A 16443-nucleotide genomic window follows, 5' to 3' on the forward strand; every position below is an offset into this window, starting at 1 on the left:
CACCTTTTCAGACGGGTATTTCGATCAATACGGCGGCGCCGCCGCCTGCCCTTTGCTTGACCCGGGTATTGCCGCCCAGCGCGGTGGCCCGTTCGGTAATCGATCGCGGCGTGAAATCGACAGGCTGGGAGCTGATACCTTCATTTTCAATTTGAATCCGGAGCCATCCGCCTGCGCACTGGAGTTTGACGCATCCGCTCTGCGCATCCGTGTGCTTGCAGATGTTGCTCAATCCTTCGCGCACGACCTGCAGCACTTCTGCGGTCAGGCGGTCGCTCACATTGAGCTCGCCTTCCATGCTGACGTCGATGTCGATCCCGTAGAACTCCCGGACTTGCGCCGCCTGCTGGCGCAGGATGACGAGAAATATCGGTTCAGTCTGCCCCAGCTCGTTTTTGAACGTTCCTGCATAGCGGCGCAGATCGCCTATGACTTGTGCTGCCATATTCATCAATTTGTCGAGGTCGTCGATGAGGGGATTGTCGGGAGCGGCTTTGTTCCGCACGGCGCTCAGGCCCATTTTCAAACCGATATACGGCTGGATGGCTGTATCGTGGATATCCAAGGCAATCTTTTTCCGCTCTTGCGAAACCGCCTCCGAGGCCATCCGGTCGAGGAGTTCAATATTCTCGATAACGGGAAATGCCTGTTCGGCGATATGGCTCAGGAACAGGGCATCCGCTTTGCTGAATCTGTTTCTCTGCGAGATCAGATAGATACGGCCTTCCCCTTTCCTCAATGACAAAGGAACACTGATAAAGGAATCTGTTTCCAGAAGCTCGGCCATGTCCTGGCTGGTCTGCTCCGCGCGTTTGAGCCATTTCCCGCTGGTAGTTTCATATACCTGGGACCCGCCGAGTATGGACATGGCTGAGCCAAGCGGGCGGGTGTATGCCACGACCTGGTCCTGGGAAAAAGCCATCAGCCGCGATGCCGCTTCTGCACGGATTTGCACGGCATTGATCGATTGCTCCGCATCGCCTTCCTTTATTGTCCGTAATGAATCGGTCGCGGAATCTTTATCCCGGATCACCAGAATACAGCTGCTGCCTTTGAAAAACGCCAAGGTTTTTTTCAGGATGGAGGTGATGGTGTGATCTACCCCAAAACGCGGATTTGACAGCCGGCTGACATCGCGAAGCAGGGCAATCCGGCGCTTCAGCTCTATTTTCGATTCGCCCCAGCGCGCGCTCATGTAGCCGAACGCCAGCAGGAATGTGGTGCGCAGCAATAGGCGGGGAAGGTCTTGCTCTGTCTCCAGCGCCAAGCCGCTTGCAGCGAGCAATACTGCTGAAGCGACGGTGATGCGCGCGCCTTCTTCGAATCCCCAGCGGAAAGAGGAAGTGAGAATGGCGAAAAAGAAGAACAGGGAAAAAAAGCTGCTGACGCCGCCTGTGAACAAAACAATCAGCGCATACCAGCAGATGTCCATCCAGTGAATCAGCTTGCTCTGGGAGAAAGGCTTGTTAAGCAGCGCAAAAATGTAAAGGACAGTGCAATGCAAGACATACCCGGAAAAGACGAACCAGGTAACACTGTTGACGCCGCTCAAGCCAGAAGGGTCGATAAAAATCGCCAGCAGGCCAGACACGGCCAGCACCAGCCGCATCCTGCCGACCATTTGTGCATCAGCGGCGTCCGCGGCAAGACTCGAAGCAACTTCGCTTTTTTGGTCTAGCCTATGGGCGGCCATAGTGTTCTCGCGCCAAGACATTGAGCGTGATCCTCCCTTTGTTTCCTTGCGCGCTATTTTTTGCTACCCCTTATAGGACGCGCTGGTGTCCGGAAACTGCCAAACTGGTTTGTTGCTTTTCAATAATTCCCCTGATTTTCTTGGGGAAATATTTTTAATTGTTAACTGTTGATTTATTTTATATTTTGATTGTTAATTTGCATATTGCCTCTCAGGTATAGCGATGTCAATGCCGGAGTGCACGCATCTGTGGTAAAGAAATCAATTGCCAACTGATAAATGGCAGCAGTCTCTGTATCCCTGTCCCAGAAGGCAGGAGGCTGCACCGATTTGCGCTTTTCGATTCCCTGCAGGATCGCGCTGGACACTATTTTTCCACTGGCGCGGCAGATAGCTGTTCGAACCTTTCGACGCCCTCATGATCGCCCGCATTGCGCAATCGGCAGTTGCCTTGTTTCGCCTGCCTTGGGGTCAAAAAAAATGCCGATGAAGACTTCGTCCATGCAGGAAGGTTAAAGATTGTGACGTCTTGGAAAAGCAGTCAACTGCATCTATAAGCTCCCCGTTCTAGAACCCACAACAAGTGATCGCGGTGCAAAGCGTGCCGTGTTTGTTTGTCGGAAGTCATTTTGAAAATAATTTTCTGGAGCAAGATTATGAAATGTTCTCTCATCGCCTCGGCAATCATCGGCCTCGGGATAGGTATTTCCGGCGCGGCGCATGCCATTGATGTCGGCATCAATATCGGGACGCCCGTTCCAGTGATCGTTGCACCTGCGCCAGCTGTCGTGGTTGGCTGGCATGGCGATCGATACTACGACGGCCACCGCTACTGGGAGCGGCGCGAGTGGGAACAGCGCCACCATCGTGACGAAGATCACGACCGGGATCATCGCCGCGATCGCGACGAGGACCGCGGCCATTGCCCGCCGGGACATGCGAAAAAGGGCGAGTGCTGACAGATGCGCGCAGCGGCATAACACGAAGGCGGTTTTTACATCGGTGAAGACCGGCATATCGAAGGCAATGCCGACGCATTGCGCTATTGCGTATGCTGATCTGCGCCAAAGATTTTTCAGTAATTAAGAACACATTAAGAACACATTCAATCCATCAAAGAGGAAAGATCATGAACCAATTCAAGATAGGCGCCTTGGTGCTGGCGGTTACTGTGATAACAGCGGGTTGCGCCGATATGTCGGAAACGCAAAAAGGCACGGCGATGGGTGCCGGAGCAGGTGCCGTGCTGGGCGGTCTGGTCGGCGGTATCGCGGGGCCGGGCGGTGCGAAGCGAACGGCAATCGGCGCAGGCATCGGCGCCGCGATTGGCGCGGTGGGAGGCAATATCTGGTCTAACCGGATGGAAGCGCAGAAAAAGGCCATGGAACAGGCAACCCAAGGTACTGGCGTGCAGGTTAGCCAGACCGCGGACAACCGCCTGAAAGTCAATATCCCTGCCGATACCGGTTTCGCCACGGGCAAAGCCGACCTTAATCCTTCATTGCGTCCGGTACTCGACCAGCTGGCTTCAAGCCTGGCGCAAAATCCGGCTGCCCTGGTGGAAGTTTACGGCCATACCGATAATACCGGCAGCGACGCCATCAACGGCCCGTTGTCGCGCCAGCGCGCACAGAACGTCAGCAGCTACCTGAGCAGCCGCGGCGTTGCGGCAAACCGCATTACGTCCGACGGGCTCGGCGCGAGCCAGCCGCTGGTTGCCAACGACACGCCTGCTAATCGCGCGATCAATCGTCGCGCTGAAATTTATGTTCGGGAACAGACGCCTCCTCAGCAAGGGCAGCAACCTGCGCGGTGATTTCCGGCGGCGGGGAAGCCGGGCCGTATCTGCGGTGCGCGCACTTGCGGATACGATGTCCGGCGCGCCGCCTTGCAAGGTTGCAGATGCTCGAAAGCCCGCCAGGCCGGCAACTGCCTAGGAGCTGGCCCATTCCGCAAGCTTGGCGACGGTATTCATGTTGCGCGCAGTCCCATTTGTTGCGGCGGCAATCTTCAGTTTCGAGTCCGCCATGCCGGCGCCATAGTGCACGTAGATCTCACGCACGCCCAGCGCGGCTTCTTCGTCCTGCTGGCCGCGCATATCGTCCAGGGCGTCCGGCGGCGGCGGAGCGTCAAGGAATATCGCTACCGTCCGGTTCGGCGCCGCCGATTTGAACGGATTGCCGTCGAGGACGGCGGCCATTTCCTCAGCGGTGCGCACCAGCACGCCGATAGGCTTTCCGGCATAGGCCTTGAGACAGGCTTCCAGTTTCGCTTTCACCGATGTTGCTGAAAGCTTGCTGGTAAAAACGACATTGCCGCTGGCAATGTAGGTTCGCACTTTGGCAAAGCCCAAGGATTCACACATCGCCTTCAGTTCGGACATTGGCAGCTTGCCGGTGCCGCCGACATTTACGGCTCGCAACAGGGCAACGTAGCTGTACATGCAGGTTCCTCCTCGTTCAAGATCAGAAGTGCATTATCCTACCTATCGGCATGGAATTGTCTCGTGTTAATTTGATTGATCGGCACGCATGATTCTTCTGCGCATCGTGCGGCCAGATGTCATTTCGGCGGCGAGCAGCGTCTGGCTTGAATATGGCGCAAACATATCCTATTCTGGCTTGGCGATACAACGATAAAACATCGCAAATCTGCGCGAGAAACTGAGCAAGATGATGATGGACGCCAACAAATCCATTGACGCTCCGCTGCTTTGCCCCTTACCCCGGTACCTGAAAATTCGGAGATCGCCGGTGTGTATGTCGAACAGATCAGCAGTCCTCCAAATCCTCGAAAAAAATTTCTTTAACCGTTACGCATTGAATCGGGGAACCGATATGAACCGGTTCCTGGAAAATTATTCCCTATGTGCCTGAGTTGCGGCTCTTCTTGTCCGCAAGAGTGCTTATAGCCAGCTGCTTTTATTGCCTGGCAGGAGCGTCAGGCATGACAGCCCGGAACGGACTTGACCGATTCCATGATGGACAGCCCCATCATTTTTGAGAAGCAATATTTTTAAAAGAGAAGATATTTCATTGTCGCCCGGTGCCGAAGCAGGACGATCAATCTCACGACGCACCCGACCATATTCTGTTGAAAAGAAAGGACGCCCATCATGAAAAACCTTGTTTTTATTTCCATAATAAGCGTGTTTGCATTGGCGGCTTCAGCACAGACGACGCCGGACAATCAGACTGTGAATGTCACCGGTCCCGCTTTGCGCATTGAACTCCCGAGCCACTACCATCGGATGCAAGCTGTCGAAGCCTATGACTATCTGCGTTCATACAGTCTTTCAAATGGCATGACGCTTGACCTGTTCTACAGAGGGCCGCAACTTTATGCTGAAGTAGGAGACCAGGGACGGCATGCCATTGTTTCCACTGCGCCGAACGAATTCGTGGCCCTGGATCGGCAATTGAAAATGACCATCAATCTGCATGGCAGCGATGATGCAAGCGGAGAGCTGATCATGGTCCTGCCGCGGCACCAGCTGGCAAATGGCGGTGTGGCCGGCGAGCGGCTATTGACGTTTGCGTTTCGCTAGGGACGCCAGATTTCCGTCCAGGGAGGGACGGATAATGCGGATTTGGAAATAGGAAGTATAGGCCGGCGATGCTATCAAAAGCCCTGCCGGAATTTACAATGGCGCGCTTTCCTCCTTTCCCGGCCGCGGGAAGGGCGGTCCATCCAAGTCTTGCCAGCTGCGCTTAGTCGCTATAACTTCCATGACCCTGTCGCGCCGTTTGGCTGCCGAGGCAATCGGCACTGCTTTCCTGCTGGCTGCCATCGTCGGCTCCGGCATCATGGCTGCGCGCCTGTCCGGGGCGAATGAAGGCGTCGCCTTGCTGGCCAATACGCTGGTCACCGGCCTGGCGCTGATGACCTTGATACTCACTTTCGCCCCGGTTTCGGGCGCCCATTTCAATCCCGTCGTGACATTGCTGGAAGCGTGGCAAGGAAAAATGCCATGGCGTGATGCGCCGTCCTATGTCGCTGCACAAGTGATTGGCGCATGCGCAGGCGTGGCGGCGGTCGATGTGATGTTTGGCTTGCCGGCTTTCTCTGCGGCGACCCAAGTCAAATCCGGCTGGGCGCAATTGTGGAGTGAATTTATCGCCGCCTTTGGCCTGATCGGCGTGATTGTCGGCTGCTCGCGCAGGCGTCCTGCGGCAACGCCTTTTGCGGTTGCCGCCTATATCGTGGCGGCGTGCTGGTTTACTTCTTCATCTTCCTTCGCCAATCCGGCGGCGACGCTGGCGCGGGCGCTGAGCAATACGTTTACCGGCATTCGGCCGGCCGACGTGGCCGGTTTTGTCGTCGCGCAAATCACGGGGGCGGGCTGTGCCGCCGTGGTGTTTGACTGGCTGTTCCAGCCTGCCGGCAAGTTCGATCTGAGCGCAAAGCACGAGTCTGCTGCCGACGCTGGAAGCGAGATGCTTCCATAAGCGCTGCTTTTTCCGAAGCGTCTTTCGGGATTCCCATATCTTTCCCGGTTCAACGCTGCCCGCATCATAGTTGCTTTAAAATGCCCCGCGTGATCGTGTCTTGCATCCAGCGCATGCGCCCTATGCGATGGACTGCCGGACACATGATGATGCCGATGCGAGACGCATCTCGGATGAACTGCGAAAAACCTTTATGGATAGGAAGCTGATGCATACTTTAGGGCGATGCTATGGAGCGGCTTTGATGTTACTTGCCTGTACCGCTGCCGCTGCGCAGGCAGAGCAAAGCGATCTGTTTGGCCTGATAGAGAGCCGGCCGATGGGCGAAGTATGGCTCAATGGCGGTTTCTATTCCCAGCACTTCGATCGCGACAAGGGCTTGAACAACAACAATTACGGCCTTGGCGCCGAATACCGGTTTTCTAGCGTGGCGTCGGCCACTGCAGGCAGGTTCTACAACAGCGACAGGGAATATTCAAATTATGTCGGCGTGTACTACCAGCCGGTATATATCGGGCCGGTGCGCCTGGGCGTGGTCGCCGGCGGCTTCAACGGCTATCCGAAAATGCAGCATGGCGACTGGTTCCTGGCGGCGATTCCGGTTGCCAGCATCGAGTACAAACAGGTCGGCTTGAATCTGGCGATCATCCCCAGCTATAAGGACAGGCTGTACGGCGCGCTGTCTTTCCAGTTGAAAATCAAGGTTTTCTGATCGCGCCGCGATGCCCGACGACGACGGCTTCAGTGCGAGCCTGGATTTCCAGGCTTTTTACGTTGCCGCCGGTGAGCGTGCCGAGAAATGCGACCAGATCGCGCTTTTCATCCGCGCTTAAGTGCAGCGGCTTAAGCAAGCTGTCTTTGCCGGGATTGTCTATGCCTCCGCGCTCATAAAACTCGACAACCTGCTCCAGGCTGGTCAGCGAGCCATCGTGCATATAGGGAGCCGTGAGCGCAATGTTGCGCAAGGTCGGCGTGCGGTAGGCGCCGCGGTCGGCGGCATTGTGCGTGACTTCGTAGCGGCCGGCATCGCCTGGCGCCGGCTCGGACACGCTCTGCAAGGTGCGCTCGTCCATGTCGACACGCAGGCCGGGTACAAGCTGGATGCTGCGTTTTTCCGCGATTTTTTCCGTGCCGGGCAACCGGCCGATCCCGGTGTTGTGAAAGCGGCCGTCGGTAAACAACGCGCTTTTCTCGCCGATGCCGTGGCAGGCGATGCAGTTGGCCTTGCCGGAAAAAATCCGGAAACCGGCTTGCTCGCTGCTATCCATGGCGGCGCTTTCCTGGCCGAAGTACCAGCGGTCGAAACGGGAATTGCCCGATAGCAGAGTGCGCTCATAACCCGCCAGGGCGGCGCCAATTGTTTCCTGGCTGGCTTCCAGGCCGTTGAATGCGGTTTCGAACATGCCCCGGTAGTCCGCCATGGCTTTGATTTTACGGATCACATGATCGGCGGAAGGATTCGCCATCTCATCGGCGGCCAGCAAGGGACCCCACGCCTGGCTTTCCAGGTTGGCTGCACGGCCGTCGTGAAACAGCTGCCTTACATAGGCGACGTTAAGCAGGGTAGGGGCGTTGCGGCGCAGGCTTTGTCCTTCGAAGCCGATGGGGGTCGCCAGTTCATTGGATGTGAATCCCTGCTCAGGGACGTGGCACATGGCGCAGGACATGGTGTCGTTATACGACAGACGCCTGTCCATGAACAGCTTGCGGCCCAGCGCGATCTTCGCCGGCGGTGGAAAATCGGCGGGCGACTGCGTGAGCGGAGGCAGGCCGAACATGCTATCGGGGGCCGCCGGAATTTTTTCATCGGCGCGCCGGCATGCGCTCAAGAGGCAGGCCAGCAGGAAGAGCGCGACCAGCGGGAATTTCATCGTTTGATGTTCTGCTCCATCAGCAAGGTCTGGATGTCGTTGAACATCATTTCTTGCCGCAGGAAGGCGGGGCTGTATATTTCGCGGACCTGGCCGTGCGCATCGATCAGGAACACCTTGAGCATATGGCTCAGCAATGGAATCCGCTGGCCGGCCGGCTGCGCAACCGCCACCGAGACATCTTGCCCGAAGCCTTCCAGCAGCGGCAGCAAGTCGCTGCGCGTGCGGCTGGTCAGGAAATGCCATGGCACGCCACTGGTATCGCGCGCGTCTTTGCCGCCATAGTTGCGCATGGCCTCCGGCGTATCGTATTGCGGATCGAAACTCATGCTGACAAAGCGCACCTTGTCGCGCATGCCGGGGTTGCCTTCGATGGATTTCTTCAGGTTATGGAAAGTCGCGTAAGCCAGGGGACAGCCTCGGGCATCGGTGCAGTAGGTATAGATGAAAGAGAAGAGCGTGATTCTGCCGGTGGTGTAACGCGACAATTTTTGCCGGCTGCCGTCGCTGTCGAGCACCTGCCCCTCGGGCGCGCTCAGGATCCGCTGCAGCTGGTAAGTGCCGGCGGGAGGTGCTGCAAAGCCGCTGCGTTCCAGCCCCAGCGCACTGCTTGTGCAAGCCAGCAGAGCGAGCGAGAGCGCCGGCATGGCTGCAGCCGGCAGCCGGCGGCCATGCGGGACGGAGCGGAGGCTGCTGCTTCGATGGCGCAGATGCTGCGAGAAAATGCCGAAGCTCAAGAAAGGTCCTGGGACGACTTTGCGCCGAACTTGATATGGTGCGCCCGGCCCAGTTTCAGTTTGTAGAAGTCCAGCGACCATTGTTCCTGCAGCTGCTTGCCGTTCCAGCTGAACAGTTTCAGGAATTGTTCGTCATCCGCGCCCTTCTTGTCCCAGTTGGCCAGCAGGGAACTGCTGACGTAGACGCGCTTGCCGTCCCAGCTCTGCGACACCATGTTCGCTTGCGCTCCGGTATGCTTGGCGTAGATTTCTTTCGGCGCTTCCGGATTGCGGAGGTCGAAGTAGCGCGTCATGCCGTCCATGAAAGTGTTGACCCACAGGCCTTTGCCATCGGCGCTGATCGAGATGTCGACCGGCAGCGGCACCTTGGCCGGGTCGCCGATGTTCCCCACGTCTTTGGCCTGCCATTCGCCGCGCGCATCTTTTTTCACCAGCCACAGCTTCGAGGTCAGCGCTGTGGCGGTGATCGCCCAGTCGTCGCCATCTTTCAGCGACCAGCGCACCTCCAGCGGGGCGCCCGGCACCTGCATGATTTTTTCCGGCTGCATGGTTTTCAGGTTCCACATCACCATGGTGTTGCCGAAGTGTTTCATGGCTGTCGGATCCTTGAGCAGCTTGCCGAAATCCATCATGTAGTTATTCCAGCCGGTAAAGCTGGATGTCAGCAGCGCGTTCATGGCGGGATTGATGCCGATATCGTAGCCGTAGCCATCGCCGCCCTGCGTGGTCGGCATGTTGTACTTGCTCAGGAATTCGCCTTTGTTGTTGTACAGCGCCATGCCGGTAGCGCCGCCGTGGTCCTTGCTGTTGGAGAGCGCGCCGACCAGCATGCGGCCCGGCAGCGCATAGAAGGTATGCGGTCCTACCAGCCCCGATTTGCCGGCAAAGTCGCTGATGGTCTTGATCAGTTTCGGCCTGGCCGGATCGCTGTGGATATCGAACACGTAGATCTTGTTGTCATCCAGGCCGCCGGCCCAGAGAAAGCGCCGGTCGTCGGTAAAGCCGGTGTGATGGGCCTCGCCGCGCGCGCCCACGGAGATGGTGGCGATCACTTTGCCGTAGTTTTTAGAGGATGGATTGACATCCACCGTCACCAGTTTGTCGAAGCCGTCTCCCACGCCGCGTACGCCGAGGGTCCAGACGTAGGCAAAATCTTCCTGGCCCTTGATCAGATTGGACATGTAGGGGGAGTTGCAGGTTTCATCCGCCGCGACCGGCCGGCTGGCGAATGTGCCGCAAACAAGGATCGCCGCGCAACTCAAGGTCGCTGCGAGAGAGTATTTCCCGAAGTAGCTGTTAGCCATTGCCTGCCTTTGAAATCAATGAATAGGATGAATCCCTTGGATTTCTTGGATCGAAACCGAGGAAATACTAACTCGTATCATATTGTCATCATAGCTGCCAGAATTGACAGGGTGCCGGATCTGTTCGCAAGCGCTGTTACAGAAGCTTCCCTGGTTTCGGGTGGTGATCGCGCCTGATCGCGTATTTGATTACGCATTTGATCGCGCATTTGATGCGACAAATAGCTTGATTTTTTACTTTTTCACGATTAAGATAATTAACAAATAAGCTAATAGATTGGTTGGTGAAAAATGGCAGCATCTCTCGACAAGATCTTTGAAGCGCTGGCTTCGTCGCCAAGACGCCAGATCCTGGCATACCTTACCGAGGCTGAACTCAGCACGTCTGAACTTGCCGAGCGCTTTTCGATGAGCGCGCCGGCGATTTCGCGGCACCTGTCGGTGCTGGAGGCGGCCGAACTGGTGACCAGCGAACGCAAAGGACAGTTCGTTCTCTACAAGCTCAACGCTGACAGCCTGGTCAACAGCCTCACCGGTTATGCGCTGGAACTCTGTCCGGTAGGCCGTCCGCTCAAGCAGGAATCCCGCGTCATTGCCAAACGCCGCAAGGCTGAATAATCGAGAATATCCAATGCCAAGCCTGACTCAGGTTGTCGATACCTTCCCGTCCGTCAGGATTCCCTCTGAATCCGGCGGTTTGGCCGTAGAAGTGTGCTTGATCGCTCAAATGGGCCACGGTGCAGGCAGCCACCTGTTTGCAAGCGTAGCCTCCAGGCAGCGGCAGCATGGCGCTTTTGTGGATGAACTCGATGAGCCCTCCGTCAAACTGGGCGGGACCAATTTTCCCAAAGGCGACGCCACTTCTCTGTATTCGTTTGCTGTCGGTCCCGCTGGACATCCGTTTCACCGCCATGCCGGCCATCGCATCTTTACCGCGGTGTCCGGCAGCGGCGGTGCGCAATTGCGCTTTTCCAGCGTGTCGACGCAGCAGATTGCAGAGGATCCGCGCAATTTTGTCAGGGCGCTGCGTTTTATCAATATTCCGCCGGACTGTATGTTCACAGTACGTTTCGGGGGTGAGACCTGGCATCAGTTTTCTCCTTTATCTCGCAAATCCATGCATCCGGCATTCTTTGCGCTTTCTTGCCATACCAATGAGCTGGGCGGGAATTTGCCGCATGACTTGAAGCAAAAGGTCTTGGCTAACGAGGCTAGTATTCCGGCATTGACCGAGCTGCTGCCGCCCGAGGTTGCGGCGCTTCTTGACGCACAAGAATTTGATGCGGCATCGATCCCGGCGACAACTCTGTCGCTGGAGGCGCCGCCAGGAACTTTGCGTCGCGTGCTCTGCAATGCCGCAAGGAGCAGCGTGGGCTGGCTGCGCGGAGCATGGAGTTCGTGGCAGGGAGCATCCGGTTTCTTGTCTTACGGCGGCTCTGGCCGCGCCGTCAGGGAACTCAAGGCTGCGCCTGCGGGCTCCTTGCTGAACCAGCAGCTTGCCGGCATGCCGGTGCATCATGACGATACATTTGCCGTGCGGATCACTGGCGCCGGTTTCAAAGACGCCAGCGCCGCGCAATTGCTGGCCTCTGTCCTGGAAGGCTTTTTACTTAACCGGCCGGGTGGCGTATCCAGCCTGATGGCGTTGCGCAACGCCTTGGTCAAGCCATTGGGCTTGCGTACTTCCCCGCTGGGATGTCCGGTTTCATCGCTCCTGTCCGCCGATATCGATACATTCTTTGCTAAGCGCTATCCGGTTTTCGACCAGTCGGTCAATCTTGCCGACACGCGGGCGCAAGTCATTCTTGGCGCTAACGACAAGCATCTGTTGTTCCGGTCATGCGTCGCCGTTGAAATCGTTGACGAACATCATGTCGACATAACGCTTGGCACCCGTGTCCACTGCAAGAATCTGTTCGGCAGGTTTTACATGGGTGCTATTGCCTACACTCATCGCCGCTACGTCGCGCCAGCCATGCTAAGGCTGGCGGTGGAATTTGCGCTGGGGGAAGTGGAAGACTTTCAGATGGCCAGCCGGCTGGCGCCGGCCTGAGGTCTGCGGGATCAGGGCGTGCGCGCAAATCCTTTCGCGGTAAGCCATGCCGCCATCAGGCTGAAATATTCGGGCGCATCAGGCGCCTGGGCGCTGAATGCCTTGGGGTCGATTTGAAATTCGAGCGGCGCGGACAGCATCATGTCGTGATCCGCGCCGGCGATCACTGCGGTGTCGATATTGGGATGCCGCGACGCGTTTTTCCGCAGGATCTCCGCGGACAGTCTAGCCGGCACCCATGGGTCGTTTGCGCCATAAATGACCAGGGCAGGCGCGTGCACTGACGCGAGCGTCCTTAACGGGTCGTGCCTGATTTCTTTCGCCCAGCGCGATTTGTCGGGATCCTGGAAGGTCTTGCCAAGATAGGTAAGGTCAAACCACGGCTTGCCGACGACCGCATCGAGCCTGGCCTGTGCGCTCGCGCGATCGAGCCTGCCTCGCTCGAAATCGTCGACCGCTGTCCGCGCTGCGACGGCCATGGCTACATCGGCTTCCGAATAGCCTTTTATCCGCAATATGTTCGCTACCGCGAAATTCATCTGCACGTCCGGCGTGGTCATCGGCGCTGAAATGGAGATGGCAAAGGCGGTTTCCGGATTGCGGGCCGCGGCAAGCAGCGATAGCCATCCTCCCTGGCTAAGCCCCCAAAAGCCGATGCGCTTGGGGTCGATCCGGGCATCGCGCGCGAGCATCCGCTGCGCCGCGATGCCATCATCCGCCAAGACGTCATAGTCGCTGTCGGCGAGGATGCCGCCCGATTTTCCGCTGCCGCGCCGGTCGTAAACAAATACGGCGACGCCGAGCGCAGGCAGGGCCTGTATCACATGGCGATAGAGTGCCTGATCCCGGGTCGGCACCGAGGCGGCATGCAAGACCACCACGGCCGGTACTTTGTCCGGGCGCTGCGGAACGTAAAGCGTCCCGCTGAGTTCGACCTAGCCGTTATTGAAGTGTTCTTCCGTCACCGTGGGCGATGTCGATGCCGGCGCGCTCCATAAGGCTGCCGGACTGGGCGGTTTGTCCTGTGCCTGTGCTTTGACCGCGGGCGCCAGCGCGGCTGCCAGGATGAGCGTGATTGCGCCCAAGGCGCTGGAAAATTTTTTTGACCTTGAAATATCACGTGACGCCACTCTGTCATCTCCTTGGCATGAGGCCGCTGCATGCTTCCATACGATGTCGTTTGACTGGCGCGGGCCTGATGGGGCGGGGAATGATGTTCGCTGCATCCCCATCGAATAGTTTCATTATGGCAAATGTTTGTCGTCTCCGGCAGCGGATTGTTCAGGCTAAATGCTTTTTTTGCCCGTTTTATTGCAATTTCGGCTGCTGCGATGCCGGCAACGGCAGCTGTCTGTATAATCTCGCACTTCGTTTTGTACGCATATCACGCTGGCATCCGCGCTTCAGGTTTGCATTTATACTGGGCCTGCGGGGTAGTTCATCGGCATATCCGGCTGGCGTTATCCACCTTGATCATATGACCTTTATCAGCGTTTGCGGCAGCTAGACCCTGTCGGCCAATGTCTTTGCCGGCGGCGTTTGCTGTCCGTCGCCTGCTTCAGCCGTTTCGTCAGCGGCGGATTTCGACATGTTTCCTGTCGCCGGCGGTGAATGCCAGGCATTGCGCCGCGGGTCGGCCTATGATGAATGATGAATTGCATGTCCGTGGGCGACCGCCCCCGGCAAACAGAGAGCAAGAGTTTACACAGTGACTTACAGCATCAAGGAAATTTTCTACACACTACAGGGCGAAGGCACGCATGCCGGCCGTCCTGCAGTGTTTTGCCGTTTCAGCGGTTGCAATCTGTGGAGCGGGCGGGAAGAAGACCGCAGCACGGCGGTCTGCCAGTTCTGCGACACCGATTTCGTCGGCACCGACGGCGAGGGCGGCGGCAAGTTCAAGACCAGCGCTGCGCTGGCCGACACCATCAATGCGCTTTGGCCGACGACTTACACCGGCAGCAAATTCGTGGTGTTTACCGGCGGCGAACCTTTGCTGCAGCTGGACGCGGCGCTGGTCGACAGCATGCACGCGGCCGGCTTTGAAATCGCCATCGAGACCAACGGCACGCTGGAGCCGCCGCCCGGCATCGACTGGATTTGCGTCAGCCCGAAGATGGGTTCTGTGCTCAAGCTGCGCAAGGGCAATGAGCTGAAGGTTGTGATCCCGCAGCTCGGCCAGTCGCTGGCGGCATATGAATCGCTTGATTTCGATCATTTCTATGTGCAGGCCATGGATGGCCCGCAACAGGCGCAGAATATCCAGTTGGCCATCGAGACCTGCAAACGCAATCCGAAATGGAAACTGAGTCTGCAGACCCACAAGCTGCTGCAGATTCCCTGAACCGATTTTATAAAGAAACGATTACCTATGCTGACCATCACCCGCAAGCTGGAATTCGACGCCGGACACCGGATTCCCGACCACAAGAGCCAATGCCGCAACCTGCACGGCCACCGCTACACCCTGGAAATCACCCTGGTGGGGGCGGTCATTGAAGTCGAAGGCAGTTCCGACAACGGCATGATCATGGACTTCTCTGACATCAAGACCCTGGCCAAGCAGCATCTGGTGGATGTCTGGGACCATGCTTTCCTGGTCTACGAAAAGGACGCTGCGGTACGCGATTTCCTGGCCACGCTGCCGAATCACAAGACGGTCGTGATCGACCGCATCCCGACTGTCGAGAACCTGGCGCGTACGGCTTTCGATATCCTGAAAGCCGCATACAAGGATCACTTCGGCACCGGCCTGCATCTGCAAAAACTGGTGCTGCATGAAACGCCGAATTGCTGGGCCGAGATTTCCGAAGACCGCTGACCGCTGTCTTTTCGGGCTGTTTTTCGGTGCTGTTTTTTCGCGCTGTTTTTTCGATTAAGTTATCCCCTGACTGCCTATGCGTGACGCGATTTACATGCAACAAGCCATTTCCCAGGCGCGCAATGCCTGGGCCCTGGGCGAAGTACCGGTGGGCGCGCTGGTAGTGAAAGACGGCCAGGTCATCGCCACCGGCTTCAACCAGCCGATCGGCAATCACGATCCGACCGCGCACGCCGAAATCATGGCGCTGCGCGCCGCCGCCGCCATCCTCGGCAACTACCGTTTACCCGGCTGTGAAATGTACGTGACGCTGGAGCCGTGCGCAATGTGCGCCGGCGCCATGCTGCATGCCCGGCTGGCGCGCGTGGTGTATGGCGCCAGCGATCCCAAGACCGGCGCCTGCGGCTCGGTGCTGAACCTGTTCGAGCAGGAAAAGCTGAACCATCACACCGAACTGACCGCTGGCGTGCTGGCAGACGAGTGTGGCACACTACTCAAAGAATTTTTCGCCGAACGGCGCCTTGCCCAGCAAAAAACATGACCGAAGATACTGCAATGCGTACTCCAATGCGGCTGCCTGAACAGATCGGCGTGGCAGTGATCGCTCCCGGCGGCTACGCCAACGATGAAGAGGCTTTTGCGCGCGGCATCCTGGCCTTGCAGCAGCAGGGCTGCGTGGTCTATGACTATTACGACCCGGCCAAGAAATTCCAGCGCTTCGGCGGCACCGATGCAGCGCGGGTCGAGCAGATTTACCAGGCCATCGACAATCCGCATGTGCAGATCGTGCTGGTATTGCGCGGCAGCTACGGCATGTCGCGCTTGCTGCCGCTGCTGGATTTTCGCCGCCTGGCCGCCAGCAAGAAAATCTTCGTCGGCCATAGCGACGTCACGGCCTTGCACCTGGCCCTGTTTGCGCAGACCGGCGCCGCCAGCCTGGCAGGACCGATGCTGTGCGCCGATTTCGGCAGCGCAGAGCTGAGCGGATTTACGATGTCGCACTTCTGGCAGGCGCTGCGCCAGCCGGAACAGGCGATCCAGGTCGCCGCTGCCGGCAATCCGACGTTGCGCGTCAGCGGCACGCTGTGGGGCGGCAACCTGGCGATGCTGACGCATCTGGTCGGCACTTCCTATCTGCCGCAGATCGAAGACGGCATCCTGTTCCTGGAAGATATCGGCGAACATCCTTACCGCATAGAACGGATGATGCTGCAGCTGCACTACGCCGGCATCCTGGGGCGGCAGCAGGCGATCGTGCTGGGCGCTTTTTCCGACTACCGGCTGGCGCAGCATGACAACGGCTATGACTTCGACGCCATGCTGGCCTATCTGCGCGCCAACATCTCGGTGCCGATCCTGACCGGCCTGCCGTTCGGCCATATCGGCGACAAGGTAACCTTGCCGGTCGGCGTGCAGGCGCAGCTGGATGCCGATGCGAACGGTTTCCGGCTGGCTTTCCAGAATCCGCTCACGCTGGCTGCCTGAAGCCTTCAACGACGCGAGCGGCCAGCTGCCG

18 protein-coding genes and 1 pseudogene are annotated in these 16443 nt (G+C 57.9%); 11 read left to right on the plus strand and 8 right to left on the minus strand.

Going from position 1 to position 16443, the window contains the following annotated elements; translation table 11 throughout:
- Positions 1 to 7 precede the first annotated feature (7 nt).
- The gene (locus KHU30_RS16395; protein WP_230427427.1) at positions 8 to 1714 is read right to left on the minus strand and encodes a sensor histidine kinase; all 1707 of its coding nucleotides are present in this window, start codon (positions 1712 to 1714) and stop codon (positions 8 to 10) included.
- 635 nt (positions 1715 to 2349) lie between these two features.
- On the opposite strand from KHU30_RS16395, the gene KHU30_RS16400 reads away from it, so the two are divergent.
- Both KHU30_RS16400 and KHU30_RS16405 read left to right on the plus strand, forming a co-directional pair.
- Positions 2350 to 2652: a hypothetical protein gene (locus tag KHU30_RS16400; RefSeq protein WP_211443701.1), complete on the plus strand. Its 303-nt coding sequence runs from the start codon at positions 2350 to 2352 to the stop codon at positions 2650 to 2652.
- 170 nt (positions 2653 to 2822) lie between these two features.
- Positions 2823 to 3509 carry an OmpA family protein gene (locus tag KHU30_RS16405; protein WP_211443900.1) on the plus strand — a complete coding sequence of 229 codons (687 nt, stop codon included), beginning with the start codon at positions 2823 to 2825 and terminating at the stop codon, positions 3507 to 3509.
- Between the two features lie 117 nt (positions 3510 to 3626).
- Here KHU30_RS16405 and KHU30_RS16410 read toward each other — a convergent pair whose 3' ends face one another.
- Positions 3627 to 4136, minus strand: coding sequence for a DUF1697 domain-containing protein (locus KHU30_RS16410; protein WP_211443702.1), 510 nt, complete (start codon positions 4134 to 4136; stop codon positions 3627 to 3629).
- Between the two features lie 672 nt (positions 4137 to 4808).
- On the opposite strand from KHU30_RS16410, the gene KHU30_RS16415 reads away from it, so the two are divergent.
- The 3 genes from KHU30_RS16415 (at position 4809) to KHU30_RS16425 (ending at position 6853) form a co-directional block, all read left to right on the plus strand.
- Positions 4809 to 5240 carry a hypothetical protein gene (locus KHU30_RS16415; RefSeq protein ID WP_211443703.1) on the plus strand — a complete coding sequence of 144 codons (432 nt, stop codon included), beginning with the start codon at positions 4809 to 4811 and terminating at the stop codon, positions 5238 to 5240.
- 181 nt (positions 5241 to 5421) lie between these two features.
- Positions 5422 to 6141, plus strand: coding sequence for an MIP/aquaporin family protein (locus tag KHU30_RS16420; RefSeq protein WP_211443704.1), 720 nt, complete (start codon positions 5422 to 5424; stop codon positions 6139 to 6141).
- Between the two features lie 244 nt (positions 6142 to 6385).
- Complete coding sequence (locus KHU30_RS16425; RefSeq protein ID WP_211443705.1) at positions 6386 to 6853, plus strand: hypothetical protein; 468 nt, start codon at positions 6386 to 6388, stop codon at positions 6851 to 6853.
- Here the strand turns inward: KHU30_RS16425 and KHU30_RS16430 are convergent.
- Genes KHU30_RS16430 through mtoX form a run of 3 tightly spaced genes read right to left on the minus strand, consistent with a single transcriptional unit; the run spans position 6840 to position 10053 of the window.
- Positions 6840 to 8012 (minus strand): cytochrome-c peroxidase, encoded by a 1173-nt coding sequence (locus KHU30_RS16430; protein ID WP_211443706.1) that lies wholly within the window; start codon positions 8010 to 8012, stop codon positions 6840 to 6842. The two genes, KHU30_RS16425 and KHU30_RS16430, sit on opposite strands and share 14 nt — an antisense overlap.
- Positions 8009 to 8749, minus strand: coding sequence for an SCO family protein (locus tag KHU30_RS16435; protein ID WP_211443707.1), 741 nt, complete (start codon positions 8747 to 8749; stop codon positions 8009 to 8011). Before KHU30_RS16435 ends, KHU30_RS16430 begins: the two co-directional genes overlap by 4 nt.
- Positions 8746 to 10053: a methanethiol oxidase gene (gene mtoX, locus KHU30_RS16440; RefSeq protein WP_211443708.1), complete on the minus strand. Its 1308-nt coding sequence runs from the start codon at positions 10051 to 10053 to the stop codon at positions 8746 to 8748. Before mtoX ends, KHU30_RS16435 begins: the two co-directional genes overlap by 4 nt.
- Positions 10054 to 10344: 291 nt before the next feature.
- On the opposite strand from mtoX, the gene KHU30_RS16445 reads away from it, so the two are divergent.
- Positions 10345 to 10671 carry a metalloregulator ArsR/SmtB family transcription factor gene (locus tag KHU30_RS16445; protein ID WP_098493203.1) on the plus strand — a complete coding sequence of 109 codons (327 nt, stop codon included), beginning with the start codon at positions 10345 to 10347 and terminating at the stop codon, positions 10669 to 10671.
- Here KHU30_RS16445 and KHU30_RS25225 read toward each other — a convergent pair.
- On the minus strand, positions 10643 to 11143 hold the full coding sequence (locus KHU30_RS25225) for a hypothetical protein (protein ID WP_230427428.1): 501 nt from the start codon (positions 11141 to 11143) through the stop codon (positions 10643 to 10645). The genes KHU30_RS16445 and KHU30_RS25225 overlap by 29 nt on opposite strands.
- Positions 11144 to 11251: 108 nt before the next feature.
- On the opposite strand from KHU30_RS25225, the gene KHU30_RS25230 reads away from it, so the two are divergent.
- The gene (locus tag KHU30_RS25230; RefSeq protein WP_230427429.1) at positions 11252 to 12106 is read left to right on the plus strand and encodes a DUF2867 domain-containing protein; all 855 of its coding nucleotides are present in this window, start codon (positions 11252 to 11254) and stop codon (positions 12104 to 12106) included.
- A gap of 11 nt (positions 12107 to 12117) precedes the next feature.
- Here the strand turns inward: KHU30_RS25230 and KHU30_RS16455 are convergent.
- Together KHU30_RS16455 and KHU30_RS16460 are read right to left on the minus strand one after the other, a co-directional pair.
- Positions 12118 to 13026: pseudogene (locus KHU30_RS16455) on the minus strand (alpha/beta hydrolase family protein); the annotation flags it as partial.
- A 15-nt stretch (positions 13027 to 13041) separates the two neighbouring features.
- Positions 13042 to 13236 (minus strand): hypothetical protein, encoded by a 195-nt coding sequence (locus KHU30_RS16460; RefSeq protein WP_211443711.1) that lies wholly within the window; start codon positions 13234 to 13236, stop codon positions 13042 to 13044.
- Between the two features lie 578 nt (positions 13237 to 13814).
- Between KHU30_RS16460 and queE the strand changes: the two genes are divergently transcribed.
- From queE to ldcA, 4 genes are all read left to right on the plus strand, one after another.
- Complete coding sequence (gene queE / locus KHU30_RS16465; RefSeq protein WP_211443712.1) at positions 13815 to 14450, plus strand: 7-carboxy-7-deazaguanine synthase; 636 nt, start codon at positions 13815 to 13817, stop codon at positions 14448 to 14450.
- Between the two features lie 27 nt (positions 14451 to 14477).
- Entirely contained in the window at positions 14478 to 14927 is a 450-nt protein-coding gene (gene queD / locus KHU30_RS16470) for a 6-carboxytetrahydropterin synthase QueD (RefSeq protein WP_061942139.1), read from the plus strand.
- 76 nt (positions 14928 to 15003) lie between these two features.
- Positions 15004 to 15468: a tRNA adenosine(34) deaminase TadA gene (tadA, locus tag KHU30_RS16475; protein ID WP_211443713.1), complete on the plus strand. Its 465-nt coding sequence runs from the start codon at positions 15004 to 15006 to the stop codon at positions 15466 to 15468.
- Positions 15465 to 16412 carry a muramoyltetrapeptide carboxypeptidase gene (ldcA, locus tag KHU30_RS16480; protein ID WP_211443714.1) on the plus strand — a complete coding sequence of 316 codons (948 nt, stop codon included), beginning with the start codon at positions 15465 to 15467 and terminating at the stop codon, positions 16410 to 16412. Before tadA ends, ldcA begins: the two co-directional genes overlap by 4 nt.
- The last annotated feature ends 31 nt before the right edge of the window (positions 16413 to 16443 follow it).

Source organism: Collimonas humicola (assembly GCF_018304945.1).
Lineage (GTDB): Bacteria > Pseudomonadota > Gammaproteobacteria > Burkholderiales > Burkholderiaceae_D > Collimonas > Collimonas humicola.

Excerpts from the sequence above, each read along its gene's own strand:
- queD (WP_061942139.1), top strand. The coding sequence starts at position 14,478 with ATGCTGACCATCACCCGCAAGCTGGAATTCGACGCCGGACACCGGATT.
- KHU30_RS16430 (WP_211443706.1), bottom strand. The coding sequence starts at position 8,012 with ATGAAATTCCCGCTGGTCGCGCTCTTCCTGCTGGCCTGCCTCTTGAGC.
- KHU30_RS16425 (WP_211443705.1), top strand. The coding sequence starts at position 6,386 with ATGTTACTTGCCTGTACCGCTGCCGCTGCGCAGGCAGAGCAAAGCGAT.
- KHU30_RS16410 (WP_211443702.1), bottom strand. The coding sequence starts at position 4,136 with ATGTACAGCTACGTTGCCCTGTTGCGAGCCGTAAATGTCGGCGGCACC.
- KHU30_RS16415 (WP_211443703.1), top strand. The coding sequence starts at position 4,809 with ATGAAAAACCTTGTTTTTATTTCCATAATAAGCGTGTTTGCATTGGCG.
- KHU30_RS16405 (WP_211443900.1), top strand. The coding sequence starts at position 2,823 with ATGAACCAATTCAAGATAGGCGCCTTGGTGCTGGCGGTTACTGTGATA.
- ldcA (WP_211443714.1), top strand. The coding sequence starts at position 15,465 with ATGACCGAAGATACTGCAATGCGTACTCCAATGCGGCTGCCTGAACAG.
- KHU30_RS16445 (WP_098493203.1), top strand. The coding sequence starts at position 10,345 with ATGGCAGCATCTCTCGACAAGATCTTTGAAGCGCTGGCTTCGTCGCCA.
- tadA (WP_211443713.1), top strand. The coding sequence starts at position 15,004 with ATGCGTGACGCGATTTACATGCAACAAGCCATTTCCCAGGCGCGCAAT.
- mtoX (WP_211443708.1), bottom strand. The coding sequence starts at position 10,053 with ATGGCTAACAGCTACTTCGGGAAATACTCTCTCGCAGCGACCTTGAGT.
- KHU30_RS16420 (WP_211443704.1), top strand. The coding sequence starts at position 5,422 with ATGACCCTGTCGCGCCGTTTGGCTGCCGAGGCAATCGGCACTGCTTTC.
- KHU30_RS16400 (WP_211443701.1), top strand. The coding sequence starts at position 2,350 with ATGAAATGTTCTCTCATCGCCTCGGCAATCATCGGCCTCGGGATAGGT.
- KHU30_RS25225 (WP_230427428.1), bottom strand. The coding sequence starts at position 11,143 with ATGCCAGGTCTCACCCCCGAAACGTACTGTGAACATACAGTCCGGCGG.
- KHU30_RS16395 (WP_230427427.1), bottom strand. The coding sequence starts at position 1,714 with ATGTCTTGGCGCGAGAACACTATGGCCGCCCATAGGCTAGACCAAAAA.